The sequence below is a fragment of the Marinobacter sp. DUT-3 genome, assembly GCF_050379435.1.
GTDB lineage: Bacteria > Pseudomonadota > Gammaproteobacteria > Pseudomonadales > Oleiphilaceae > Marinobacter.
This window is the reverse complement of sequence record NZ_JBNRMG010000003.1, coordinates 16210-41807: the sequence shown is the minus strand read 5'-3', so window position 1 is coordinate 41807 and position 25598 is coordinate 16210. Positions and strand designations below refer to the sequence as shown.

Sequence of the window (25598 nt, the reverse complement as noted above, 5' to 3'; positions counted from 1 at the left end):
TAACGCTCTGATATTACGGGAGTGGTTTACAAAGGAAAAGGCGCGGGGGCTGGATTCACCCCCGTAAAGGCGATGTCAGCGACTGGCGCGCTGGATATAGGTTTCCGGATTTTCGGATTTGCCGTTACGGATCACTTCGAAATGTACGTGCGGACCAGTGGATCGGCCGGTGCTCCCCATCAGCGCGACCACCTGCCCCTTCTGCACCACATCACCCACTTCTACCTTGATGGACTTGGCGTGAGCGTAGCGGGTCACCAGACCGTCACCGTGATCGACCTCCACCAAGTTGCCGTACCCGTAACGTTTGTCAGCGTACGTCACGACACCACCTGCGACCGCAATGATATCGCTGCCGTCCTTGCCGGCCAGGTCAACCCCGGAATGCCAGGTACGCTTGCCGGTGAAAGGGTCAGAACGGTACCCATAGCGGGATGACAACCAGCCCCAGGTAATCGGGCGCCCCTCAACAAACAGCTCATCTTCAAGCTTCTTGCGGGAAGCCACCTGATCCAGCAGACGCAGCTGCTGCTCCCGATCATCAATAAGCCGCGACAGTTGGTCAATCATGCTCGTGAGCTCCGGAGCGGTAAAAGAATCACCAGAAAGCCCATCATCCTCCGGCCCACCCACGGCGGCTGGCTGATCAAAATCAAACTCATCGCTGGCTACCAGGCCAGACTCCACGAATCGCTGGCCCAAGGCATCCAGCCGTAGCAAGCGGCCCTGCATTTCGCCCAGACGTAAGGTCAGCGCATCAATCTGCTGCTGAACATTGTGCTCTATCTGGGCAAGCTCGGATTTCTGGTTTTTGAGTTTGGTTTTCCATTCAACCACCAGCTCCGAAGGTGAAGGCTTTGCCGCTTCTGCCTGACTGACAGCAACCCGGTAACCGGACCAGCCCGCCAATGCCAGCAGAGCAAGCACAACCAACACCAGACCGGCTGCAACCGGGGCATTTACTGCGACCACTCGTGATTTTCCGTGGTGCTTGCCAACGAAAATTATATTCATATCGTCTTCTGGTTTCATAGAAGAGCCGCAACCTGATCCTGTAGTGTTGCGCCTCAGACGTTCTGGCCGGGCCTGCTATCCTTAGCAACAACTACGTATTTAATTACTCGCAGCCGCCCGTGGACATATACACATGAGACAATGTAAAAGGAGTGTAATACAGGCACTGCGCGCAAACCGTGCCGAAGTGTAACCAATCGTAACCGGAGTCGTCGAGAAAAACTGCGACCATGAAAAAGACCTCTGACACCAAAATGACCCCGGAAACCTTCCGCCGGGCCCCCGTGCTTCGCGAACTGATGAGCAAGGCCGAGCTCCACCAGCAAGCTGAGGCCGTGGTACTGGCGGCGTTACCGAACCATCTGGCGACCGGCACCCGATTTGTCAGTTGCCAGGAAGGAGAGCTGGTACTGTCAGCAGAAACCGGCGGCACCGCCAGCCAGATCCGCTTCCGTCAGCACGAGATTATGGAGAATCTCAGGAAGGAAGACCTGTTCCGCTTTGTCTGGAAGCTGAGGGTAAAAGTAGCCCCACCGCGTTTCCGCGAAAAACCCAAAGTGGAAAAGACACCCCTGAGCAAAGAAAATGCCCGACTCCTTAAGGAAGAAGCCGGGCACACGAAGGACAAACAATTACGCGAGGTTCTCGAAAAACTCGCAAGCCACGTCCGGGATTAAAGCGTCCTGCTTTAAGCCTGGGCCGCCAGCACAGGTTTCATATAGGAAATCGGGGCAGTGGCCTCGTCGTCGAAAGTCACCACTTCCCAGGCATCCTCTTCCGCCCTGAGCTTGCGCAGCAGCTTGTTGTTCAGGTCATGACCGGACTTGATGCCGCGGAACTCGCCAATCAGGCTGTTGCCCAGCAGGTACAGGTCGCCAATGGCGTCCAGCACCTTGTGTTTGACGAACTCGTCATCGTAACGAAGGCCGTCTTCGTTAAGAATCTTGTAGTCATCAACCACAATGGCATTATCCACACTGCCACCCAGCGCCAGATTCATCGCCCGCAGCTTTTCGATATCACGCATGAAACCGAAGGTGCGTGCGCGGCTGACTTCCTTCACGAACGACGTGCTGGAGAAGTCAACGGTCGCGGTCTGGGCGCGCCCCTTGAACACGGGGTGATCAAAGTCAATCCCGAAGCTGACCTTGAAGCCTTCAAACGGCAGGAAGGTGGCCTTCTTGTCGTCTTCTTCAATGGTCACTTCGCGCTTGATGCGGATAAACCGCTTGGCGGCTTCCTGCTCGGCAATGCCGGCAGACTGCAGAAGGAACACAAACGGACCGGCGGAGCCGTCCATAATGGGTACCTCGGCAGCGCTGAGCTCCACAAAACAGTTATCAATCCCGAGACCAGCCATGGCTGACAGCAGATGCTCTACTGTTGCCACACGGACACCGTTTTTTACCAGCGTCGTGGACAGCATGGTCTCACCCACATTTTCCGCGCAGGCGCGAATCTCGACCATCGGGTCCAGGTCCGTTCTGCGGAAAATGATCCCTGAATCAACAGGCGCGGGCTTCAGGGTCAAATAGACCTTCTCCCCTGAATGCAAGCCTACACCGGTCGCACGGATAGTGTTTTTAAGTGTCCGTTGTCTGATCATCGGTTCATCATTCCGTCACAAATTGGCGATATTCTAGGCAAAAATCTGCCCGGAGAATATCAGAAAGTAAGACTGAGTACCATTTAACCAGTGTGGCTTTGCCTTAAATTTACAATAAGCCAACACAGCAATCAGCCCACGTTCAATCCGGGCCGTCGGCTCTCAAGTACTCCAGAAAACCGTTTCCGGATCACAGTTGAGACAGATTATCAATCAGCCTGACGGCGAAGGAATGCGGGAATATCGAGATAGTCGACCCCCTGCTCTTCGCTTTCTTTGCTCTGGTCAACAGCCACATTACCATGGGCAACCGCGCGCCGACGCAGCACTGCAGGCCTATCGAGCTGATTGTAATCGGTTGTGCCATCCAGGGTACGGGTGTTATCCACCACCTTGGTCGGCTTCTCACGGTCACCGCCCAGGCCGGTCGCGACCACGGTAACCTTCAGTTCGTCAGTCATCTCCGGATCAATCACCGTGCCGACAACCACAGTTGCGGAATCCGATGCGAATTCACGCACAATGTCGCCAACCTCGGAGAACTCGCCCAGGTTGAGGTCCATGCCAGCGGTGATGTTGACCAGAATGCCCTTGGCGCCCTGCAGGTTGATATCTTCCAGCAGCGGGCTGCGCACAGCGGCTTCGGCCGCTTCGCGGGCGCGGTTCTCGCCAGTGGCACGTGCAGTCCCCATCATGGCGTTGCCCATCTCGGACATCACCGTCTTCACGTCGGCAAAGTCGACGTTGATCATACCGTTACGGGTAATCAGGTCAGCGATCCCCTGAACTGCCCCAAGCAAAACATCGTTGGCGGAACCGAAAGCATCCAGCAGGCTGGTTTTCTTGCCCATGACCGCCAACAGCTTTTCATTGGGAATGGTGATCAGTGAGTCAACCGTTTCTTCCAGCTCCTTGAGCCCGGCCTCTGCCACACTCATGCGCTTGCCGCCCTCAAACATAAACGGCTTGGTGACCACGGCAACGGTCAGGATACCCATTTCACGGGCCACCTCGGCCACAACAGGCGCCGCACCGGTGCCGGTGCCACCGCCCATGCCCGCGGTAATAAAGACCATGTCGGCGCCTTTCAGCGACTCGGCAATGCGGTCACGGTCCTCCAGAGCGGACTGACGCCCTACCTCCGGATTGGCGCCGGCACCCAGCCCCTTGGTGATGTTACCACCAAGCTGGATGATCTGGCGTGCATCCAGGTCGGTCAGTGCCTGGGCATCGGTATTGGCGCAGATGAACTCCACACCTTCAATGTCACTGTTAAGCATGTGGCGTACGGCGTTACCACCGCCACCACCTACACCCACTACTTTAATGACAGCGTTTTGCTGGACATTATCGACGAGTTCAAACATTCCCCTACTCCTTCGTGCTGTTTTCAGCCTTGTTCCAGGCTGTTTGTTCGAGATTGTGTTTTCGAGATACCTTCGTTTACTGCTACCCCGGAACCGTCAGAAGTGACCGGTAAACCAGGCTTTCATGCGCTCCAACAGCGAGGGTGCGTCTTCACCCTTGAGCACCGGCGTCCGCCCCAGATCCATCTGGCGGAAACCATGAATCAACAACCCCACGCCGGTGGCGTAGATCGGATTGTTGACCACTTCCGTCATACCGGAGACCGCCTGCGGACAGGCCAGCCTTACCGGCATGTGGAAGATCTCTTCGGCCAGCTCCACCACCCCTTCCATGGTGGAGGAACCGCCTGTAATCACGATGCCTGCGGGAATCAGATCCTCGAATCCGGACCGTCTCAGCTCCGACTGCACGAGGGTGAAAAGCTCCTCGTAGCGGGGCTCAACCACTTCCGCCAGGGCCTGACGCGACAGGTCCCGCGGTGCGCGGTCTCCGACACTGGGCACCTTGATGGTTTCATCCGCACCGGCCAGTTGGGTCAGTGCGCAGGCATACTTGATCTTGATTTCTTCGGCATTCTGCGTGGGTGTGCGCAGGGCCATGGCAATGTCATTGGTGACCTGATCCCCGGCAATGGGAATCACCGCGGTGTGACGAATCGCACCGCCGGTGAACACGGCGATGTCGGTGGTGCCGCCACCAATATCAACCACACACACGCCCAACTCTTTTTCATCTTCCGTCAGGATGGCGTGGCTCGACGCCAGCTGCTCCAGAATGATGTCATCCACCTCCAGGCCGCAGCGCTTCACACACTTCTCAATGTTCTGGGCGGCATTCACGGCACAGGTCACCAGATGCACCTTGGCTTCCAGACGCACGCCGGACATGCCCATGGGCTCCTTGATGCCTTCCTGGCTATCGATGACGAACTCCTGCGGCAGTATGTGCAGGATTTTCTGGTCCGCCGGAATGGCCACCGCCTGAGCCGCGTCAATCACCCGGTCGATATCCGCCTGGGTCACTTCCCGGTCACGGATGGCGACAATGCCGTGGGAGTTGAGACTCTTGATGTGACTGCCAGCAATGCCGGCATACACCGAGTGAATCCGACACCCCGCCATGAGTTCGGCTTCTTCAACCGCGCGCTGGATGGCTTGCACGGTGGTTTCGATATTCACCACCACACCACGCTTCAGCCCCCGTGACGGGTGCGAGCCGATGCCCACCACCTCAATGGTCCCGTCCATCTTGCGCTTGCCGACAATCGCAACCACCTTCGAGGTTCCGATATCGAGGCCGACAATCATGTTTTCCGTTTCAACCGATGACATGTGTTTCACCAAACCGTAGGTCTGAATTTGACGTTGCTATGATTTTTTTCCGGAGCCAGACGCTTCCGACTTCCACTTCACCGCCACACCATTGGTGTAGCGGGCATCCACCCGACTGACTTCATCCGCACGGGAGATCAGCCGGTTTTCATACACTGTAAGAAAACGCGTAAAGCGCTCTTCCACCTGATCACGCCCCAGCACCACTTCAATGCCGTTGGCCAGGCTGAGGGTCCAGGCGCCCCGTTGTTCCAGAGTCAAGCCAGCAAAACCAAGGCCATGCCCCGTCAAGGTATCGCTCATGGTTCGAGCCATGCGAATCACGTCCTTGACCCGCTCATCCGGGCCGGCAAGCCTGGGTAACCGGCCTGCCACTTCCGGGTTGTCCGGAGAAAACAATTCGCCGGCACGACTCACCAGCCGGTCTGCGTTCCAGTAAGCCAGCGGCTTCTTTTCGCGAATCTCGATTTCCAGCCGATCCGGCCAGACCCGGCGCACGGCTGCCGATTCCACCCACGGACGCCGCTCGAGAGAGCTCTTGATTTCAGACAGATCCGTGGCAAAGAAACTCTTGCCAATCCAGTCCCCCGCCTTACGCTCCAGGTCGGTGCGACTCTCGCCCACCAGGGTGCCGGTCACATCAATACCCATGATCTGGCGATCCATCGCACTCAGCACCTGGCTGGTCCCCCAGGGCACCATCGCCGCTGCCAGAACAATCGCGGCGCCCATACCAACCTGTAGCCAGGGCACGGCCGCCAGCACTGCCTTCAACAATCCGAACCGGTTCCGCTCTGGTCCCAGGGTCGTTGCCCCCCGCCGCCGAGGGGGATCGGGCGGTACCGCCCGGCTCCGGATCAGAAGGCTGTCAAGCATGGCTGTCCTCCAGGGTGTCCTTGAGAATCCGTACAACCAGTTCTTCAAAGCTGATACCCGCCGCTCTTGCGGCCATCGGTACCAGGCTGTGATCCGTCATCCCCGGAACAGTGTTGACTTCCAGCAACCAGAAACCGCCATCGCGGTCCTGCATGATGTCCACTCGCCCCCAGGTGCGACAGCCAACGACCCGGAAGGCGTCCAGGGCCAGATGCTGCAACTCCAGTTCAGTCTCCGGATCAAGGCCACAGGGAATGCGATAACGGGTGTCGTCCGCCTCGTACTTTGCCTCGTAGTCGTAGAACACATGATCGGTGCTCAACCCGATGGCTGGCAGCGCCTGGTCCTGCAGCAGGCTGACCGTAAACTCCGGACCTTCAACCCACTCTTCCACCAGTACCAGCGAGTCCAGCGTGCAAGCCTCCTGATAGGCTTCCACCAGTTCGTCGCGATTGGTCACCTTGCGAATGCCAATGCTCGATCCCTCGCGGGATGGCTTGACGCTCAGGGGCAACGACAGGTTCCGCAGAATGTCGTCGACTTCACTCACCGCTCCCATGGCGCGAAACTTTGGCGTCGGCAGACCGCAACCCTCAAACACGTATTTGGTGCGCAGCTTGTCCATCGCCAGAGCGGAAGCCAGCATTTCGCTGCCGGTGTAGGGAATACCAGCCTGGGACAGAATCGCCTGCAGGGTTCCGTCTTCACCGCCACGGCCATGAAGTGCTATGAACACCCGATCAAACTCCGGGCTGTCCACCGTACGCAACAGGCACCCCTTGACGTCAACGCCGTAGGCGTCGACGCCGGCGGACTGCAGCGCGGCCAGGACCGCGTTCCCGCTTTTCAGGGACACTTCCCGCTCCGCGGAATCACCACCCATGAACACAGCCACGCGACCGAGCGCCCGCACGGTTTCCGGCGCCGCCTGATAACCCTGTGTATCCATGCGCTTTGCATCACTCACTGGCAATCACTCCTGCCGCCGCGAGGCGGGCAGCAACGCCGCCAATATCCCCGGCACCCTGGGTAATCAGCAGATCCCCGTCCCGCAAGGTATTGGCCAGCAACTGTTCAATTTCACTGTTGTCTTCCACAAACACCGGCTCTACATTCCCGCGCTGACGAATGCTACGGCACAGAGCCCGGCCATCGGCTCCGGGAATCGCGGGCTCGCCAGCGGAATACACATCCATCAGCAACAGTCCGTCCACCTCCGACAGCACCCGTACGAAATCTTCGTAAAGATCCCGGGTACGGGTGTAACGGTGGGGCTGGTAAAGCATCACCAGACGACGCTCGGGCCAGGCATCGTGCGCTGCGCGAATAACCGCTTCCACTTCGGTCGGGTGATGACCGTAATCGTCCACCAGCGTGATGGTGCCGTTGGGGGTCTGATAGTCGCCATACACTTGGAACCGTCGGCCCACGCCTGCAAATCCGGCCAATCCGCTACAAATAGCCGCGTCATCAACACCCTCATCAGTGGCGACCGCAATGGCCGCCAGGGCATTCAGTACGTTGTGACGGCCCGGCATCTTCAGCTCCACCTGCAGGTCCGCCCGGCCACCCGGCCGGCGTACCAGGAAGTGAGTACGCAAACCGTCGGAGCTGATCTGTTCAGCACGGTAATCCGCTTCCGGGTTGTCGATGCCGTAGGTAATAATCGCCCTGGAGATGCGCGGGATAATCTCCCGCACGTAGCCATCGTCCACACACATCACCGCAACGCCGTAGAACGGCAGGTTGTGCAGGAAATCGACGAAAGTCTGTTTCAGGCGCTCGACATCACCACCGTATGTGTCCATGTGATCGGCTTCGATGTTCGTTACCACCGAGATAACCGGCGTCAGGTGAAGGAAAGACGCGTCGCTTTCGTCCGCCTCTGCCACCAGATATCGGGAACCGCCCAATTGGGCGTTGGTGCCGGCGCTGTTCAGCTTGCCACCGATCACAAAGGTGGGATCCAGCCCGGCTTCGCCCAGTACCGAGGCAATCAGGCTGGTGGTGGTGGTTTTACCGTGAGTGCCCGCCACCGCAATACCATGGCGATAGCGCATGATTTCCGCCAGCATCTCGGCACGGGGCACAATCGGCACCCGCCGGCTGCGGGCCGCTGCCACTTCCGGGTTATCACCGGATACAGCGGTGGATACCACCACTACGTCCGCCTTGGCGCTGTTCGACTCCCGGTGGCCGATGTGGACTTCAACGCCCATGGCCTTCAGCCGGTCGGTCACCGCGCCTTCGCGAATATCAGAACCCGATACATCGTAGCCCTGATTCTTGAGGACCTCGGCAATACCGCTCATGCCGGCACCGCCAATACCCACAAAATGGATATGACGAATACGGCGCATTTCCGGCACCTGATAGACCAGCGGCGGGTTGGTTGCGTCAGCCATTGGCGGCCTCCAGACAGTAATTCACGACTCTCTCCGTTGCATCCGGGCGGGCCAGCGATCGCGCAGCCTTCGCCATGTTCAGTACCCGGGACCGGTCGTTCGACAGATCCCGTAACGTTTCCGCCAGCGATTGCGGGTTCAGCTTCGGCTGCGGAACAAGAACCGCCGCCTGAGCGCTTACCATGTGCTGGCCATTCATGGTCTGGTGATCGTCCACGGCATGGGGGAAAGGCACCAGGATCGCCCCCAGGCCCGCCACACAGAGCTCCGATACGGTCAGGGCGCCGGAGCGACACAACACCAGATCCGCCCAGCTGTAGGCTTCCGCCATATCCTTGATAAACGGTTCCACGGACGCCTCAACCCCATTTTGCTCATAGGCATCCCGGGCAGCATCCGCATGTTTTTCACCACACTGGTGTCGCACCACTGGCCGTTCGGCTTGCGGGAGTTTCGCCAGGGCCTCGGGCACCTGCTGGTTAAAAACCTGCGCACCCAGGCTGCCACCGACCACCAGCAAACGCAGTGGCCCTTCCCGCTGCGCCATCCGCTGCTCCGGCGCGGCCAGTTCCGCCAGATCCTGCCTTACAGGATTACCGGTACAGCGAGTCACGACCTTGTCACCGAAGCTGCCCGGGAACGCTTCCAGAACGGTTTCGGCGAAACGCACCAGTAGACGGTTGGTCATACCGGCCACGGCATTCTGCTCATGGATCACCAGCGGGATACGGTTCAGCCACGCGGCGAGCCCCCCGGGCCCGGTGACGAAACCACCCATACCGACCACACAATCGGGCCGGATTCTGCGAATGACGGTGAAGGCTTCGCCTAGACCGCGCATCAGCCGGAAAGGCGCTGCCAGCAACGCCAGTTTGCCTTTGCCCCGCAGCCCGGAGACGTGAACCAGCGACAGCGGAATGTCGGTTTCGTCGATCAGACGCTCTTCCATACCACCCGCGGAGCCGAGCCAGAACACCTCGTGGCCCTTTTGCTGCAGAGCCCGTGCGGTCGCCAGTGCCGGGAACACATGCCCACCGGTGCCGCCGGCCATCATCAGGAAACGACGCTTGTCAGTCATACACTGCGCCTCCCCTGACCCGCTTTCCGGTTTTTTCCCGGGCCAGCCGCTCCCGATCCAGGCGCTCCATTTCCACGCGCGCCAGGATGCCCAGGGAGATGCAGGTAATCATCAGGCTCGATCCGCCGTAACTGACCAGCGGCAGGGTCAGCCCTTTGGTCGGCAACAATCCGGTACTCACCGCCATGTTGATTCCGGCCTGCAGGCCAATCAGTAGCGTAATGCCGTAGGAGAAACACGCGGCAAATGGCATATTGGCCAACTCGGCGCGTCGGGCAATTACGAAGCCCGTTACCACCAGAACCGTAAACAGCCCCAGTACAACCAGCGATCCCATCAAACCGAACTCCTCGGCAATGATGGCGAAGATGAAATCCGTGTGAGCCTCCGGCAGATAGAACAGCTTCTGCACCGAGTTGCCCAGCCCGACGCCAGCCCACTCACCGCGCCCGAAGGCGATTAGTGACTGGGTCAACTGATAGCCGGTGTCAAACTGATCTTTCCAGGGATCGAGATAGCTGACCACCCGCTTGAGGCGATACGGCTGGGTTACCACCAACACCACGCCGAGAACCACCAGGGTCCCGATCAGCGGCATAAACCGGGTCAGCCGGACGCCGCTCAGGAAAATCATGCCGGCGGCCGCGCTCACCAGTACCACCGTGGCGCCGAAATCCGGCTGAATAACCAGCAACATCGAAGCCACAGCCAACACGACCAGGGGCTTGATAAAGCCTGGCCAGGTGTTCAGCAACTCATCACGGCGCCGAACCACATACCCGGCCAGGTAGGCGATCAGACACAGTTTGGCCACTTCCGACACCTGGACATTGAACAGTCCGAACGGGATCCATCGAGTGGAGCCGTTGACGGTCCGCCCCAGGGGGGTGAGCACCAGCACCAGTACCAGCAAGCCGACACCCAGCAGAAGCCATCCGCTACGCTCCCACCAGGATACGGGGACATTCACTGCCACCAGAGCCAGAAAGCACCCGATACCGGCGAAAATCAATTGCCGGATCACGTAGTGGTAGCTGTTGCCGACGGTTTCCGCCGCTATATCCATGGAGGCAGAGGAGATCATGACCACCCCCATGACCAACAGGGCCACGGAACTGAGTATCAACAGTGGCAGTGGTCGCAGATCACTGAACAGCTGTTGCCGGCTCGGGAGTGTGAAATCAGTCTGCATCACAGCCCCTCCACTTGTTGCCGGAACTGATCCCCGCGATCGTTGTAGTCGCGGAACATGTCAAAACTCGCACAGGCCGGGGACAACAACACCCGATCCCCTGGCAGAGCCAGGTTTGCCGCCTGGACAACCGCGTCCGCCATGCTTTCCGCATGGGCAATCACCGCCGCCGTTCCAAGGTTTTCAGCAATGCGGCTGGCATCCCGGCCGATCAGCACCACCGCGCGGCAATGCAGGGTGACCGGCACTTCAAGTGGCAAAAAGTCAGCCCCCTTGCCATCGCCACCTGCGATCAGAACGATTTTCCCGTCCTCCGGGGCCAGGCTCTCGATAGCTGCAGCCGTAGCGCCAACGTTGGTGCCCTTGGAGTCGTTGATGTAATCCACATCATTGACCCGGCGCACGAACTCACACCGATGCGGCAGGCCTCGAAACTCCCGCGCCACCGTCAACATGGTTTCCATCGGCAAACCAGCCGCCTGCCCCAACGCCAGCGCAGCCATGACGTTGCTGATATTGTGGCGGCCCAGGAGTTTGAGCTCTTCCGCCAGCAACAGGTTGTCAAAACCGAAGGTGATCCAGGTGCCCTGATCATCGTCACGGGTACTGAACGTATCCGGATTCACACGGTGAAAACCGAAGCACAGGAACCTCAGGTTATCCCGTGCCATCGGCGTGCTCAGGGCATCGTCCAGATTCACAATGGCGTTCTGGCAGCCCCGGAAAATACGTTGTTTGGCCTGGAAGTAGGCCATCTTGGACGGATAACGGTCCATGTGGTCGTCACTGACATTCAGTACCGTGGCCGCCAGGGCATTCAACTCATCGGTCGTTTCCAGCTGGAAGCTGGAGAGTTCCAGCACATACAGGTCAGCCTGACGCCCCAACAGGTCCAGTGCCGGGGTACCGATATTACCGCCCACTTCGACCCGGCGCCCCGCCGCCCTTGCCATCTCACCCAGCAACGTGGTGACCGTGGTTTTACCGTTGGAGCCGGTAATGGCAACAATGGGAGCATCCGCAGCCTCGGCAAACAGATCGATATCGCCGCGGATCTTCGCACCCCCGGCCACCGCCGCCCGGATGGCAGGCGTTTCCACACTGACCCCGGGGCTGACCACCAGCTCATTGAAGCCGGCAAACCACTGCTCATCGAACGGTCCGGTTTGTACCGGCACGTCTGGCCAACCGGACTTCAGCTCGTCCAGACCTGGCGGATTTTGACGACTGTCAGCCACGGCAATTTCGCGCCCCTGCCCGCACAGATAGCGCACGCAGGAAAGCCCGGTTTTACCGAGCCCCACGACCAGTGTGCGGCGATCTGACACGATGACACTCATAGAGACGCCATTCCCCTATCGCAGTTTCAGACTGGCAATGCCAATCAGAACCAGAACCACAGTAACGACCCAGAAACGCACGATAACTCGTGGCTCGGGCCAGCCTTTCAATTCAAAATGGTGATGCAACGGCGCCATGCGGAAGATCCTCCGACCGGTCAGCCGGTAGGACGCCACCTGCAGGATCACCGATACGGTTTCCATGACGAACACCCCGCCCATGATGAACAGCACAATTTCCTGGCGGACGATCACGGCCACGACCCCCAAGGCTGCCCCAAGGGCCAAGGCACCTACATCACCCATGAACACCTGGGCCGGGTAGGTGTTGAACCAGAGAAAGCCGAGGCCGGCGCCAACGAGGGCGCCACAGAACACAATCAGTTCCCCGGTACCCGGCAAGTGCGGAATCAGCAGGTAATTGGCAAACTGGGCATGGCCGGACAGATAGGCAAACAGACCCAGTGCGCCGGCTACCATGACCGTTGGCATAATCGCCAGGCCGTCCAGGCCATCCGTCAGGTTGACCGCGTTGCTGCTGCCGACAATCACGAAATAGGTCAGCAGGATAAAAATCACCGGGCCGAGGGTCAGCGATACGCTCTTGAAAAAGGGCACATACAACGACGTTTCCTGTGGCAACGAAGAACTGAAGAACAACGCAACCGCTGCGGCGCCACCAATCACCGATTGCCAGAAGTATTTCCAGCGGCCCGGCAGGCCCCGCGGATTGCGCTCCACAACCTTGCGGTAATCGTCGACCCAGCCGATAGCGCCGAATAGCAGCGTGACCAGAATCGTCACCCACACATAGCGGTTGCTGAGATCCGCCCACAGCAGGGTACTGATGCCAATGGCAACCAGGATCAGCGCGCCTCCCATGGTGGGCGTTCCGGCCTTGCTCAGATGCGTCTGCGGACCGTCGTCACGCACCGCCTGACCGATCTGATACTGACTCAGTTTGCGAATCATCACCGGACCGATCAGCAGCGATATGGCCAACGCCGTCAGCGTGCCCAGAATCCCGCGCAGCGTCAGATACTGAAACACCGTCAGGGCGGTAAAATATTGTGATAGAACCTCTGTTAGCCAGAGCAGCATGAGTTATTCACCTTTTCTTTCATTCCCTCCACCACGCGATCCATGGCGGAACTGCGAGAACCCTTGACCAAAACGGTCATCGGAAGCTGCGGGCCAGCCAACAGGCGGTCCACGGCATCATTGTGGGACGGGCATTTTTCAGCCGTTTTCCCAAAACCTTCGACATACCCCTCACATCCCGGGCCCACGACCACCAGACGCTCTATCCCGCGGTCGCGGGCATGGGCGCCCACGTCGCGATGCAACGCCAGGCTCTCGGGCCCGAGCTCCGCCATGGCGCCAAATACCGCTACGCGGGTACCCGGCCTGGCCGCCAGAACATCGATGGCGGCCTTCATGGACGACGGGTTGGCGTTATAACTGTCGTCGATCAGCGTCAGATCTCCGGACAGCGCCACCATCTGCAACCGCCCCTTCACTGCCTCCAACGCCGCCAGCCCCTCGCGGATGGCGTCATCCGTCGCCCCGAGCTCACGGGTAGCCGCGATAGCCAGAAGGGCATTGGTGATATTGTGTTCGCCCTGGAGAGCCAGGGAGACGCTACACTGCCAGTCATCGGCGCCGTGTGCGATGAAACTTTGTCCATCGATATCAACGCTGATCCCGGATGGGTAATAATCCACTGAGTCCCGGACCTTACCACTGACGGCAACGACCCTCCGTTCCCCCGCCCGCTGCTGCCAGACGCCAAACGCAGGGTCATCTCCGTTAAGGACCACCAGTCCGTCGGGGCCAACGCCATCAATGATCTCGCCTTTGGCGCGGACAATGTTCTCGTAACTGCCGAACCCCTCCAGGTGGGCCTGACCGGCATTGGTCAGGATGGCCGCGTCCGGACGGGTAATCGCCACTGTGTGGGCAATTTCCCCCAGCCCACTGGCGCCCAGCTCAATGGCGCCAAAACGGTGTTCCTTCTCCAGCCGGAACAGGGTGAGAGGAACTCCGATGTGGTTGTTCAGATTGCCCTCTGTCGCCAGGGTGGTTCCCATCTGTGACAGAATGGACGCCACCATTTCCCGAACCGTGGTTTTGCCGCTGCTGCCGGTGACCGCCACAAACCGAGCGGCACTCTCGTTACGATTACCGGCTGCCAGCTGCGCCAATGCCTCCACAGTGTCCGCGACCACAATCTGCGGTATATCCACGGACCGGTCTTCGGTATCCACCACCGCACCCACGGCGCCGGCATCCCGAGCGGTCGCAAGGAACTGGTGACCGTCAAAGTGTTCGCCCCGCAGCGCCAGAAACAGATCCCCACGGCCAATCCTGCGGGTATCCGTGGAAACACCGGAAAACAGGCGCTGCCCGGCGTCGGCCGCCCGACACTGGCCGCCTGTCATCGCGATGGCTTCCGCCAGCGAGAAGGCGCGAATCACGCCACACCTCCATTGAGCTGGAGAATATGACGAACCTGTTCCGCGTCGCTGAAATGACTCCTCTGCCCGGCGATTTCCTGGTAGGTCTCATGGCCCTTGCCAGCGATCAGCACGACATCACCCTCGCCAGCCTGACGGACCGTTCGGGCAATCGCCTCAGCGCGATCATGAATCACCGCAACCTGGTCCGGATCTGAAAACCCTTCCAGAATATCGCGGGCAATGGCGTCCGGATGCTCACCGCGGGGGTTGTCATCAGTCACCACGACGACATCCGCACCCTTTTCCGCTTCCGCCGCCATTTCGGGACGCTTGCCGCTGTCCCGGTCACCACCACAACCGAACACACAGAACAACCGGCCTTTTACATGGGGGCGAAGCGCCGCCAGCGCATTGGCCAGGGCATCCGGTGTGTGGGCATAATCCACCACCACACGCACGCCATTGGCGCCGGTGAACGGTTCCAGCCGACCGGGCGGGGGTTGTAGCGACTCGACGGCTTTCTGAACCCGCTCTACCGGCACGCCAAGACTGAGCACGGCTGCCATCGCCGCAAGCACGTTGCTGGCGTTGAAGCTGCCCATCAACGGCACACTGATGTCGAACGCGCCCCATTCGCCATCCACCGAAGCACTGAATCCGTGCAGGGTTGGCTCGAATTCCGTCAGCCACAATTCCGTCTGGGCCTCGTGCAGGCTGTAGCGCACACGATCACATTTGCCTTCAAGCTGCTCGTAAAGCTGTCGTCCGAACGGGTCATCAAAATTGACCACGGCGAAGTGCAGCTCCTCTCGTTCAAACAGTCGGGCCTTGGCCGCGCCGTAGGCTTCCATGGAGCCGTGATAGTCAAGATGGTCCCGGGTCAGGTTGGTAAACACGGCACCCGTCAGGGTGAGCCGGTCAATCCTGCCCTGGGCAAGCGCGTGGGAAGACACTTCCATCGCCGCGGCACGGCCGCCCTGCGCCAGGATCCGGGATAACACCCGGTTGACCTGAACCACATCCGGCGTGGTGTGGGATGCCACCTGAAGCGCACCCGGCATGCCGTACCCCAGGGTACCCAGCACCCCACAGGGTGTTCCGGTCTGCTGGAGCAGCTGTGCGATGTACTGACTGACCGAGGTTTTGCCATTGGTTCCGGTCACCCCGATCAGGCGCAAGCGCTGGGAGGGGTGCTCGAAAAATCGATCGGCAATCTTGCCCAGCTTGCTTCGCAGGCCGGTGACAGGAACGATCAGGGCACCGTGGTGTTCACGGCACTCGCCGGGCTCATCGACCTCAAGAATAATGACGGTTGCTCCCGCCGCCACGGCCTGATCGACATAATGATCGGCAGGCGTCTGGCTGCCAGCCAGCGCAATAAAGGCATCCCCCGACGTTACCTTCCGGCTGTCCGTTTGCAAGCCATGGATGGTCACGTCGAAGACCGACGGTACCGGTGCGATACCCTGTAACAATGTGCTGAGTGATGTGATACACATAGCTTACCCCCGCTCCCCGGGTGTTTTCGGTCCTGCTGGTGCGTCACCGACTTCCAGTTCCGGTTTCACATTCAGCAGCCGCAGCGCATCGCTCATGACTCTGGCAAATACCGGTGCGGCCACTTCGCCACCGTAGTACTCACCGGATTGAGGTGCGTCTACCGCCACCACTGTTACGATTCTCGGATGATCAATAGGTGCCATACCGGCGAAGATGGCCTTGTACTGACTGTCTTGATAGCCACCTTTCCCCACCAGGTGCACGGTGCCAGTCTTGCCGCCGGCAGAATAAAAACCCGGCTGCGCGCGTTTGCCCGTGCCATGCTCAACGGCTTCGCGCAGCATTTCCCGTATCTGAAATGAGACCTTTTCAGACAGCACGCGTTCCCCCGGTGGCCGCTCTTCCCGCTTCAGCAGACTCAATGGATAGCGAATGCCGCCATTGGCCAGCACCATGTATGCCTGCGCCAGCTGCAGGGCGTTCACGCTCATGCCATAGCCATAGGACAATGTCGCCTCTTCAACGGGGCGCCACTTGGGCGGTGCCGGCAGAACGCCAACGGCTTCGCCAGGGAACCCGATTCCTGTCGGCTGGCCAATACCGAGGCGGGAGTAAAGATCCCGGATGACGTCACCACCAAGCTCTGTGGCAATTCGGCTCATCCCCACGTTGCTGGACTTGGAAATGATGGTGGTCATGTCTATCACGCCGTAATTGCGACTGTCGCGGATGGTAAAACGACCAAAGCGCCGATAACCCGGCGCTGTATCAATCGTGCTGTTGTGATTGAACTTTCCAGACTCCAGGGCCGCCGCCATAGTGACCGGTTTCATGGTGGAACCGGGCTCAAACAGATCCGTAATGGCTTTGTTCCGCAACCGGTCCGCACTCAACTGACTGCGGTCATTGGGGTTGTAGGAGCCCTGGTTAACCATCGCCAGCACTTCCCCGGTATCCACATCCAGCATGACCAGGGTTCCGCCGCGGGCACTGTGTGCTCCGACAACCGCCTTGAGCTCCCGATAGGCCAGGTACTGCAGGCGCAGATCAATGCTTAAGGCGAGATCTCTTCCGGGTCTGGCATCACGGATCAGCGTCAGATCCTTGATGACCCGGCCACGATTATCCTTGAGCACCCGCTTGCGGCCACTCTCGCCACTCAGCCACTGGTTGTAGGCCAGCTCTATGCCTTCCTGCCCGCTTTCATCTATGTTGGCAAACCCGACCACATGGGAAGTCACCTCGCCCGCCGGGTAATACCTGCGATATTCCTGACGGCTGTAGACCCCAGGGATACCCAGCGCCAACGCCTGTTCGGCAAGGCCCGGCTGGATCTTACGACGCAGGTACATGAACTCACGACCTTCATAGGACGCCAGCCGCTGCCGCAAACGAGCTTCATTGATGTCCAACAGGCGCGCCAGATGACTTAAACGGGGTTCATCCGGACCCAGTTCGGATGGATTGGCCCACACCGTCTGTACCGGCGTGCTGACAGCCAGGGATTCCCCATGACGATCCGTGATAACGCCCCGGTGGGCATCGATGGATTCCACGCGGATAGTGCGCACATCGCCCTGTTTGCGCAGGAATTCGTTATCGACTACATGCAGGTCCACCAGGCGCCAGCCGAGAGCGACCACCACAACCAGGAAAACGCCCAGCACAGAGCCATAGCGCCAGGCTTTCAGCCCGGCAGCCAATCGCTGACTCCATGTTGAATTCTTTCCCTGATCGGACAAAGCAGTCACCCTGAGTTAATTATTATCAGTGTTCAAAGACCCGCTACCGGCGTCATCAGCGGCACCAGCACGATATCCTCTTTACCGGGCACAACCATTCCAAAGCGTTGGGCCGCAAGAGCTTCCACCCGACTATGGGCGCTTAACGCACTCTGCTCCAGCAGCAACTGACTCCATTCCCGCTGGTACTGATCCCGCTCACCCTGGAGCTGCGACAAAGTGTTGAACAACTCCCGGTTCTCATGGGCACTCACAACCACGCCAATGGAAGACGCAATCAGCAAGCCCACCAGCGCAACGGAAATCAGCACCCGTTTCTGTTGCAACGACTCAAAAACCTGCTGCGACACACGAACCGCACTCGCCAGCCCGTCCTTGACCTTCTGTTTGTTCAGACCCGCGGTCTTGACCGCTGGCTCAATAGCTATGGCGCCCATACTCATGCGCTCCCCTGCAAACCCTGATTGTTATGAACACGCTCAAGCACTCTCATGACTGCACTTCGCGCCCGAACGTTATCGCTCACTTCTTCCGTATTGGCTTTATTGGCCTTGCCGATCAAACGAAACTCCGAGGCCTCCTCGGCAGCCGTCACCGGCACCCCTTTTGGCAACCTGGGCCCACGGGCAATATCCCGCATGAACCGCTTGACCAAACGATCCTCCAGCGAGTGGAAACTGATCACCACCAGACGCCCACCCGGTACAAGCCGCTCCGCCGCCGCAGCAAGCACCACCTCCAGATCCTCAAGCTCCCGATTGATAAAAATCCGGATTGCCTGAAATGTCCGGGTTGCGGGATGCTTGTTTTTTTCCTTTTTCGGGACCGCCTGACTGACCAGTTCCGCCAGCTCCCGGGTGGTCTGCAGCGGCGTTTCCTGCCGACGCTCGACAACTCGGCGAGCGATGCGACGGGAGAAACGCTCCTCTCCGTAGCGGTAGATGACGTCCGCAATTTCGCGTTCCTCGGCCTTCGCCAGCCATTGCGCGGCGCTGGGCTCCTGCTCGGGATTCATGCGCATATCCAACGGACCATCGCGCATGAAGCTGAATCCACGGGCGGCGTCATCCAGTTGCGGCGAAGACACCCCCAGATCCAGCAACACTCCGTTCACGCTTTCCCATCCCTGCTCCCGGATAGCCGCATCAAGCTCGGCAAAAGATCCGTGATAACAGGAGAAGCGTGTATCCTCGGAAGCCAGCTCACGGGCCGCCCGAATTGCCTCGGGATCCTTGTCTATTCCCAGTAACCGGCCCTGCTCCCCGAGCTTTCCGAGCACCAAACGACTGTGGCCACCACGACCAAAGGTGCCATCGACGTACAAACCATCGGGGTCATTAATCAGATAATCGACCGCCGAATCCAGGAGCACGGAGCGATGCGAGAACTTCTGGCCCGCAGCCCCCTGCTTGCGCTCGGAGGTCATAAGGAAAGTGCCTCCATCTCTGGCGGCATGTCTTCGTCGTCCGAGGACTCATCCAGCCAGGCGAACCAGCGCTCTTCGCTCCAGAGCTCCAGCTTTTTGCCTTGCCCGATCAGCATCAGTTTTTTCTCCAGGTGCGCATAACTGCGCAGTGTAGGCGGAACAAGAATGCGCCCCGCGCCATCAAGCTCCATGGGCGCAGCATTACCCAGAATCAGGCGCTGCAGCCGACGGGCCGCTTTGTTCATATTGGGCAAGGCTTCAATCTTGGGCCGGAGGATTTCCCATTCCGGCTCTGGATACACCAACAGACAGCGCTCTTCATCAGCATTGGCAGTCAATACAATGCGACCACCACAGGCTTGCGCGAGTTCCTCACGCACCTTGGCGGGAATCGCCAAGCGACCCTTCGCATCCATATTGATGGCATGACTGCCAAGAAAATTGCTCATTTGCACCGACTCTGGGGTTCAGAAACCAAAAAAAACCACTAAAAACCACTTTTTCCCACTTCTGCACACTATAGAAACACGCAATACACAATGCAAGCGCCGCTAACGGCGTCGCACCTGTAAAAGTTCCTTTTATGACAAGAGGTTACAGCTCAGGATTCACCAGAGGACACGGATTACGAAAAAGAAAGGGATAAAAATCATAGACCTGCAAAAAGGTCTGAAGATGGCAAGTGAGGTTTAAGATTTTTTGGCTATAAAAGGCGCCGTCTGAGAATGACAAACAGCAAAGGCAGGAAAAACGAGCTCGCCGGTAAGCCGGGTTCTGTCGTGGACAGTCATTCATCTAGGGCCTGCGTCACCACAGGCCTCAAGCAACCTACCCGAATCCAGCGCGGGCCACGCCATTGGATTCCTATTTGGTCTTGCTCCAGGTGGGGTTTACCATCGCCGTGAACTGTTGCCAGTCACGCGGTGCGCTCTTACCGCACCGTTTCACCCTTACCGGCGCCCGAAGGCGCTTAGGCGGTCTGCTTTCTGTTGCACTTTCCGTCGGCTCACGCCGCCCAGGCGTTACCTGGCACCTTGCCCTGCGGAGCCCGGACTTTCCTCCCCCAGCGTACTGGCGGCGACTGTCTGGCGAGCTCGGGCACGACAATACTCCTGCGAACGAAAGCGTGCAAGCGAAACCCGCTCACTCACTCCGGTTTCAGGGCTAACACGCGCTGATACAATTCGTTTTTGGAGCGCCCCGTCAGTTCCGCGGCTATCTTCGCCACCTTCTTGACCGGCAACTCAGCCGCCAGCAACTGCAACAGTTTATCCGTATCGACAGCCCCAGTGTCATCCATGTCCGACTCACGTCGCACCCCATGGATCATCACCACAAACTCACCACGAGCCCCGTTGGGGTCCGCCTCAATAACCTGACAGACCTCACCCGCCGGCCCGGCGTAGAAGGTTTCGAAGGTTTTCGTAAGTTCGCGACCAAGGACGATTTCGCGCTCCCCCCCCATCACATCGCGAATTTCAGCAACGGTTTCCAGGATCCGGTGGGGCGACTCATAGAAGACCAGCGTAGCCGTCTCCGCAGCCAACGCCTCCAGCTCGGACCGACGGGCGCCACGTTTGGAAGGCAAAAAGCCAGCAAACAGAAAACGATCCGTAGGCAGGCCGGCCGCGCTCAGGGCGGTTACCAAGGCGCAAGGACCGGGAACCGGGCTCACCCTGATACCCCGCTCTCTCGCCTGGCGCACCAGCACATAACCCGGGTCAGAAATCAACGGCGTACCGGCATCGGATACCAGCGCCACATCCTCCCCGGATTCCAGTCGATCGAGCAATCGGGAAGCCCTGTCGCGCTCGTTATGATCATGAAGCGCCAGCATCGGCTTGCTGATACCAAGGTGTTGCAACAGCCGGCCACTGTGGCGCGTATCCTCAGCGGCAATTACGGCGACACTTGCCAGCGTTGAGGACGCCCTGGGGGACAGGTCCTCCAGATTACCAATGGGCGTTGCCACAATGTATAGGGTGCCTGACCTGGCCTGGGAACCGGGGTCTGATTTCACTTATGCCTCTCTTGCCTGGGGACCATGACACCAACGTCATGTGAAATGGCCCGGGAGCTGTTAAACTTGCCAGCCTGAGAATGATACAGGGGAGCCCGCCAAATTCCGGGCTCCCGGCATGATGCCGTCGTTTATCCAGCGTCACAAGCGTATTTACCCGGAGTATCGTGAGCCCGCCATGACCAAACACTGTCTGACCCCGAGAACTTTCATCACCGTTCTGCTACTGACAATGCTGGCCGCCGGATGTGCCAGCGTCAACCTGGAGTCCGAGGTGGCCGAAACCGCCAGCGAGGCTATTGAGACCGCAAGTGGCCATAGTGACCGGAACGAGGCTCAGAAATACCTGCTACGCACAGCAGACCGGTTCCAGAATCAAGGTGATCACCAAGCCGCACGAATCATTCTACAGAGCGACCTGCTGAGCCAGCCTACTGGCAACCTGATGGATCAGTATCTGTTACTTTCGATGGGCAGTGCCACTGCCCTGGAGGATCGGGCATGGGCCGACGAACTCTCCAGCAGCCTGAAACCAGACCAGTTCCTGAACTATGAGCGAGGCCTGATGGCGCGCGCTGCCAATCTGCAGGCCGACACCCTGCAGCTGGCCGGCGACAACCTGTCCGCCGCAGCTACCCTGATACTGCTTGCGCAATCCGACTCCCGCCAGGATATGCAGGAAATCCACGACCGCATCTGGCAAGCGCTCAAGGCTACTTCAGACAAGCAGCTATCAGAGGACAGCGGTCAGATCATCGGATATGAAGGCCAGGGCTGGATAGAGCTTGCCGGTATGCTGAGGGAACCCGGCATGAACCTGGACGAGCAGGGTCGCACAGTACGCCAGTGGCAAAGCAACTGGCCAGGGCATCCCGCCGCCATCGCCATGCCTTCCGAGCTTCAGTTGATCGCCAGCCTGGCCGAGACCCGGCCAGAGCGAATCACACTCGCACTGCCGCTAGATGGCCCACTGGCAAACGCAGGCAAAGCCATCAGAGACGGCTTTTTTGCCGCCTACTATGATGACCAGTCCGCCGACCGCAGCAAAACCGAGATTCGGGTAGTCGATTCTTCCGGCAAGGACTTCCGGGACCTCTATCAGGAGTTTGCGGCGGACGGGCAGGATCTTGTTGTCGGCCCGCTGGAAAAAGAGGCACTGGCCAGCCTCGCCGAGATGGAGTCCATGCCAGTACCGGTACTTGGCCTGAACTATCTGCCACAGGGCTCTGAAGCACCATCCGGCCTATACCAGTTTGGCCTCTCCGCCGAAGACGAAGCCCGCCAGATCGCCGACCGGCTTGCCAGCGAAAACAATGACCAGATACTGGCATTGATTCCCCAGGGTGAATGGGGGGACCGCCTGGAATCCGCGCTGCTGGAGCGCATGGCGGAGAATGGCAGTATCGCACTGGACATTGAACGCTACTTCAAGGAAGACAATTTCCGGGCAGTAACCGCCGACTTACTCGGCATCACCGCTTCCCGTGAGCGGGCGATTGATGTAGAGCGCACTGCAGGGGTGAATGTCGAGTTTGAACCCCGTCGCAGGCAAGACGCGGATGCCGTGGTGATGGTCGCCGAACCCACCATTGCCAGGCAGTTCAAGCCATTGTTTGCTTTCTATTTTGGCGGTGACCTTCCCGTGTATTCACCATCCATGGTGTATGAGGGCAATGAGGATCCCTCTCGGGATCGCGACCTCAACAACGTCATCTTCACTGACATTCCCTGGGTTCTTGATGACGAAAACGAGTTCCGCAATACTGCGCTCCAGGCACTACCGGACATGCGGGGCCAACTGGGCAGATTGTTCGCCATGGGCGCGGATGCGTGGAACCTGAGCAAGCGCCTGCCACTTCTGCGGCAGGTCGAAGGATCGAGCATCAAGGGTCAGACCGGGGTTCTGACCATGGCGCCGCAAGGGAGCATTCACCGCCAACAGCTGTGGGCACGCTTCTCGGGCGGAACGCCAGAATTGTTAACATCCGGGCCGGAAGATGACATCACCAGGGAAGAAGAATAACCACCAGAAAACGGGAAACTCGCCATGGACGGCAAACCAGGCAGCAAAGCCATTGGGAACCACACAGAGGCTGTCGCCGCAAGATATCTGCAGAGCCGCGGCGTCACCATCCTGGAACGCAACGTGTTCAGTCGTGGTGGCGAAATTGACCTCATCGGCCGCGACGGTGAATCACTGGTCTTCTTCGAAGTCCGCTACCGCGGCCATGGCAGCTTCAGTGGCGGCGCGGAGTCTGTAACCCGGGAAAAACAGCGCAGACTGGTGAAAGCAGCATCCTTTTATCTGCATCGGAACGGACTCTGGAACGTGCCCAGCCGCATTGATGTCATTGCGATCGCGCCCGGCGATATCAAAAAATACCGGGTACAATGGATAAAAAATGCAATTCAGGCGTGAACATGACCGATACCGAACAACAGATCAACCAGTGGTTTGCTGCGCACATGGAGCACACTGCCCACGCTGCCAGCACGACAGCGCCCGCCATTGAAGCAGCGGCGGATGCCTTTGTGCACACCCTCCTGAGCGACGGCAAGATCATCACCTGCGCCAACGGGAATGCCAACATCCTTGCCCAGTACTTCTGCACGGCGCTGCTGAACCGCTTTGAAAACGACCGGCCAGCACTCCCCGCCATCAACCTCGGCGCTGACGCCACCACCTACTCCGCGATCTGTCGCGACAATCGTTTTAATGACACGTTTTCCAGGCAGGTTCGCGCCATTGGAAAGGCCGATGACCTGCTCTTTGTCATTGTGGATGACGGGCACAAAGCAAACCTTATTCAGGCCATCCAGGCCGCCCATGACCGGGAAATGCGGGTAGTGGTTCTGAGCGCGAAGGAAAAATCCGACATCACCTCCCTTCTCCACCCGGAGGACCATGAAATAGCCCTGGACAACCTGTCCGCCACCGCAGCGACGCCATTGCTGCTTGTCATTATCAATGCCCTCTGCGGACTGATCGACGGCAAACTTTTCGGCGGGTAATAAAAAAGCCAGCGGGATGCTGGCTTTTTTACTTCTGGACGTCTATTTGACGACCTTCAGTGTTGGACGACCTGACGGACGCTCTCCGGAGCTTTGACCACTTCCCCCGGAATCATGGGTACCGTCGTCATCAGGATCGGGGGAGCCCGGCTCGCTGCCAAACACCATCCCTTCTCCATTCTCCTTGGCATAAATGGCCATGACCGCCTGCAACGGTATAAACACCTGCATCGGAACGCCACCAAACCGGGCGCTGAACTCCAACGCACCGTTACCGATCACCAGCCCACGCACCGCGCCCGGACTGATGTTCAGGACGATCTGACCATTGGCAACATGCTCGGTTGGCACCTGAACCCCCTGCACACCCGCATCAACGACGATATAGGGAGTACAGTCATTGTCCAGGACCCACTCATTGAACGCCCTGACAAGGTAAGGGCGACTGGACGTCATGGTAACTTTGCTATCAGGCACTGCCTTTCTCCTGACCCGTTCTTCAGGCCCTGCATTGCTGTGTTAGCTACGGATATCTTCTTCCAGATCGGAAAGGCTCGCCTTGAACCCCTCACGACTGAAGATACTTTCCATGTATTTCTGTAATGGCTTGGCCTGCTTGTCGTCAAGCTCAATCCCCAGAGCCGGAAGACGCCAGAGGATCGGAGCGATACAACAATCCACGATCGTGAACTCTTCGGACAGGAAGAATGGCATCTCTCCGAACAGGGGGGCTGTCGCCAGCAGGCTTTCCCGCAGCTCCTTGCGGGCAGCCTCGGAAGCCTTGGCTCCCGGTTGCGCCAGGATCTGGTCTACCAGGCCACACCAGTCTTTCTGGATCCGATGGATCATCAGCCGGCTATTGGCCCGCGCGACCGGATACACCGGCAGCAACGGCGGATGGGGAAAACGCTCATCCAGATATTCCATCATGATATTCGGCTCATAGAGAACCAGATCACGATCCACCAGGGTAGGCAGGGCATTATACGGATTAAGGTCGGCCAACTCCGCCGGGGGGTTATCCGGGTCAACATCGACGACATCAACCGTTACACCCTTCTCTGCCAGTACAATGCGTACACGATGACTGTAATGGCTGGCCGGGTCCGAGAAAAACGTCATTGATGACCGCTTGGTCACAACGCCCATAGAACTACCTCACGAGTAAACAAACCGAAATGATCCTGAAAAACGCAAAAATCCAGCGGGCCGGCGATTGCCCGCTGGAA

At 58.9% G+C, this 25598-nt stretch carries 24 protein-coding genes and 1 other RNA gene; 4 read left to right on the top strand and 21 right to left on the bottom strand.

Features of this window, described 5'->3' with window-relative positions:
* Positions 1-75 precede the first annotated feature (75 nt).
* Entirely contained in the window at positions 76-1032 is a 957-nt protein-coding gene (locus ACQUWM_RS05505) for a M23 family metallopeptidase (RefSeq protein WP_407000041.1), read from the bottom strand.
* A gap of 212 nt (positions 1033-1244) precedes the next feature.
* On the opposite strand from ACQUWM_RS05505, the gene ACQUWM_RS05500 reads away from it, so the two are divergent.
* Complete coding sequence (locus ACQUWM_RS05500) at positions 1245-1691, top strand: DciA family protein (RefSeq protein ID WP_428921467.1); 447 nt, start codon at positions 1245-1247, stop codon at positions 1689-1691.
* 11 nt (positions 1692-1702) lie between these two features.
* On the opposite strand, the gene lpxC is transcribed toward ACQUWM_RS05500, so the two are convergent.
* The 18 genes from lpxC to rsmI all read right to left on the bottom strand — a co-directional run bounded on the left by lpxC (position 1703) and on the right by rsmI (position 21357).
* Entirely contained in the window at positions 1703-2620 is a 918-nt protein-coding gene (lpxC, locus tag ACQUWM_RS05495; RefSeq protein ID WP_406986027.1) for a UDP-3-O-acyl-N-acetylglucosamine deacetylase, read from the bottom strand.
* Between the two features lie 209 nt (positions 2621-2829).
* On the bottom strand, positions 2830-3987 hold the full coding sequence (gene ftsZ, locus ACQUWM_RS05490) for a cell division protein FtsZ (RefSeq protein ID WP_407000045.1): 1158 nt from the start codon (positions 3985-3987) through the stop codon (positions 2830-2832).
* Positions 3988-4083: 96 nt separating this feature from the next.
* Positions 4084-5319 (bottom strand): cell division protein FtsA, encoded by a 1236-nt coding sequence (ftsA, locus tag ACQUWM_RS05485; protein WP_213479051.1) that lies wholly within the window; start codon positions 5317-5319, stop codon positions 4084-4086.
* Between the two features lie 36 nt (positions 5320-5355).
* On the bottom strand, positions 5356-6195 hold the full coding sequence (locus tag ACQUWM_RS05480) for a cell division protein FtsQ/DivIB (protein WP_428921466.1): 840 nt from the start codon (positions 6193-6195) through the stop codon (positions 5356-5358).
* Positions 6188-7144 (bottom strand): D-alanine--D-alanine ligase, encoded by a 957-nt coding sequence (locus ACQUWM_RS05475; protein ID WP_407000098.1) that lies wholly within the window; start codon positions 7142-7144, stop codon positions 6188-6190. The genes ACQUWM_RS05480 and ACQUWM_RS05475 overlap by 8 nt, the downstream gene beginning before the upstream one ends.
* A 10-nt stretch (positions 7145-7154) precedes the next feature.
* On the bottom strand, positions 7155-8600 hold the full coding sequence (murC, locus tag ACQUWM_RS05470) for a UDP-N-acetylmuramate--L-alanine ligase (RefSeq protein WP_428921465.1): 1446 nt from the start codon (positions 8598-8600) through the stop codon (positions 7155-7157).
* Positions 8593-9678: an undecaprenyldiphospho-muramoylpentapeptide beta-N-acetylglucosaminyltransferase gene (murG, locus tag ACQUWM_RS05465; protein WP_428921464.1), complete on the bottom strand. Its 1086-nt coding sequence runs from the start codon at positions 9676-9678 to the stop codon at positions 8593-8595. Before murG ends, murC begins: the two co-directional genes overlap by 8 nt.
* Positions 9671-10870, bottom strand: coding sequence for a putative lipid II flippase FtsW (ftsW, locus tag ACQUWM_RS05460; protein ID WP_428921463.1), 1200 nt, complete (start codon positions 10868-10870; stop codon positions 9671-9673). Before ftsW ends, murG begins: the two co-directional genes overlap by 8 nt.
* A complete protein-coding gene (gene murD / locus ACQUWM_RS05455; RefSeq protein WP_428921462.1) occupies positions 10870-12210 on the bottom strand; it encodes a UDP-N-acetylmuramoyl-L-alanine--D-glutamate ligase in 1341 nt (446 codons plus the stop codon). Before murD ends, ftsW begins: the two co-directional genes overlap by 1 nt.
* 15 nt (positions 12211-12225) lie before the next feature.
* A complete protein-coding gene (gene mraY, locus ACQUWM_RS05450) occupies positions 12226-13311 on the bottom strand; it encodes a phospho-N-acetylmuramoyl-pentapeptide-transferase (RefSeq protein ID WP_407000057.1) in 1086 nt (361 codons plus the stop codon).
* On the bottom strand, positions 13296-14687 hold the full coding sequence (locus tag ACQUWM_RS05445) for a UDP-N-acetylmuramoyl-tripeptide--D-alanyl-D-alanine ligase (protein ID WP_428921461.1): 1392 nt from the start codon (positions 14685-14687) through the stop codon (positions 13296-13298). Before ACQUWM_RS05445 ends, mraY begins: the two co-directional genes overlap by 16 nt.
* Positions 14684-16168, bottom strand: coding sequence for a UDP-N-acetylmuramoyl-L-alanyl-D-glutamate--2,6-diaminopimelate ligase (locus ACQUWM_RS05440; protein ID WP_428921460.1), 1485 nt, complete (start codon positions 16166-16168; stop codon positions 14684-14686). Before ACQUWM_RS05440 ends, ACQUWM_RS05445 begins: the two co-directional genes overlap by 4 nt.
* Before the next feature lie 3 nt (positions 16169-16171).
* Positions 16172-17911, bottom strand: a complete 1740-nt coding sequence (locus ACQUWM_RS05435; RefSeq protein WP_428921459.1) for a peptidoglycan D,D-transpeptidase FtsI family protein — start codon at positions 17909-17911, stop codon at positions 16172-16174.
* A gap of 32 nt (positions 17912-17943) precedes the next feature.
* On the bottom strand, positions 17944-18348 hold the full coding sequence (ftsL, locus tag ACQUWM_RS05430; RefSeq protein WP_428921808.1) for a cell division protein FtsL: 405 nt from the start codon (positions 18346-18348) through the stop codon (positions 17944-17946).
* Between the two features lie 2 nt (positions 18349-18350).
* Positions 18351-19337: a 16S rRNA (cytosine(1402)-N(4))-methyltransferase RsmH gene (gene rsmH / locus ACQUWM_RS05425; RefSeq protein WP_428921458.1), complete on the bottom strand. Its 987-nt coding sequence runs from the start codon at positions 19335-19337 to the stop codon at positions 18351-18353.
* Positions 19334-19786 carry a division/cell wall cluster transcriptional repressor MraZ gene (mraZ, locus tag ACQUWM_RS05420; RefSeq protein ID WP_406985999.1) on the bottom strand — a complete coding sequence of 151 codons (453 nt, stop codon included), beginning with the start codon at positions 19784-19786 and terminating at the stop codon, positions 19334-19336. Before mraZ ends, rsmH begins: the two co-directional genes overlap by 4 nt.
* 298 nt (positions 19787-20084) lie before the next feature.
* An RNA gene (gene rnpB, locus ACQUWM_RS05415) (RNase P RNA component class A) lies at positions 20085-20434 on the bottom strand.
* A gap of 50 nt (positions 20435-20484) precedes the next feature.
* Positions 20485-21357 (bottom strand): 16S rRNA (cytidine(1402)-2'-O)-methyltransferase, encoded by an 873-nt coding sequence (gene rsmI, locus ACQUWM_RS05410; RefSeq protein ID WP_428921457.1) that lies wholly within the window; start codon positions 21355-21357, stop codon positions 20485-20487.
* A gap of 118 nt (positions 21358-21475) precedes the next feature.
* Between rsmI and ACQUWM_RS05405 the strand changes: the two genes are divergently transcribed.
* From ACQUWM_RS05405 to ACQUWM_RS05395, 3 genes are read left to right on the top strand one after another with little or no spacing between them, the layout of a single operon-like run.
* Positions 21476-23380, top strand: a complete 1905-nt coding sequence (locus tag ACQUWM_RS05405) for a penicillin-binding protein activator (RefSeq protein ID WP_428921456.1) — start codon at positions 21476-21478, stop codon at positions 23378-23380.
* 24 nt (positions 23381-23404) lie between these two features.
* The gene (locus ACQUWM_RS05400) at positions 23405-23776 is read left to right on the top strand and encodes a YraN family protein (protein ID WP_407000071.1); all 372 of its coding nucleotides are present in this window, start codon (positions 23405-23407) and stop codon (positions 23774-23776) included.
* A gap of 2 nt (positions 23777-23778) precedes the next feature.
* Positions 23779-24369: an SIS domain-containing protein gene (locus tag ACQUWM_RS05395; RefSeq protein WP_407000073.1), complete on the top strand. Its 591-nt coding sequence runs from the start codon at positions 23779-23781 to the stop codon at positions 24367-24369.
* 42 nt (positions 24370-24411) lie between these two features.
* Here the strand turns inward: ACQUWM_RS05395 and ACQUWM_RS05390 are convergent, their stop codons facing one another.
* Complete coding sequence (locus ACQUWM_RS05390) at positions 24412-24825, bottom strand: ClpXP protease specificity-enhancing factor (RefSeq protein WP_407000102.1); 414 nt, start codon at positions 24823-24825, stop codon at positions 24412-24414.
* A 63-nt stretch (positions 24826-24888) separates the two neighbouring features.
* Positions 24889-25518 (bottom strand): glutathione S-transferase N-terminal domain-containing protein, encoded by a 630-nt coding sequence (locus tag ACQUWM_RS05385; RefSeq protein ID WP_406985986.1) that lies wholly within the window; start codon positions 25516-25518, stop codon positions 24889-24891.
* Between the last annotated feature and the right edge of the window lie 80 nt (positions 25519-25598).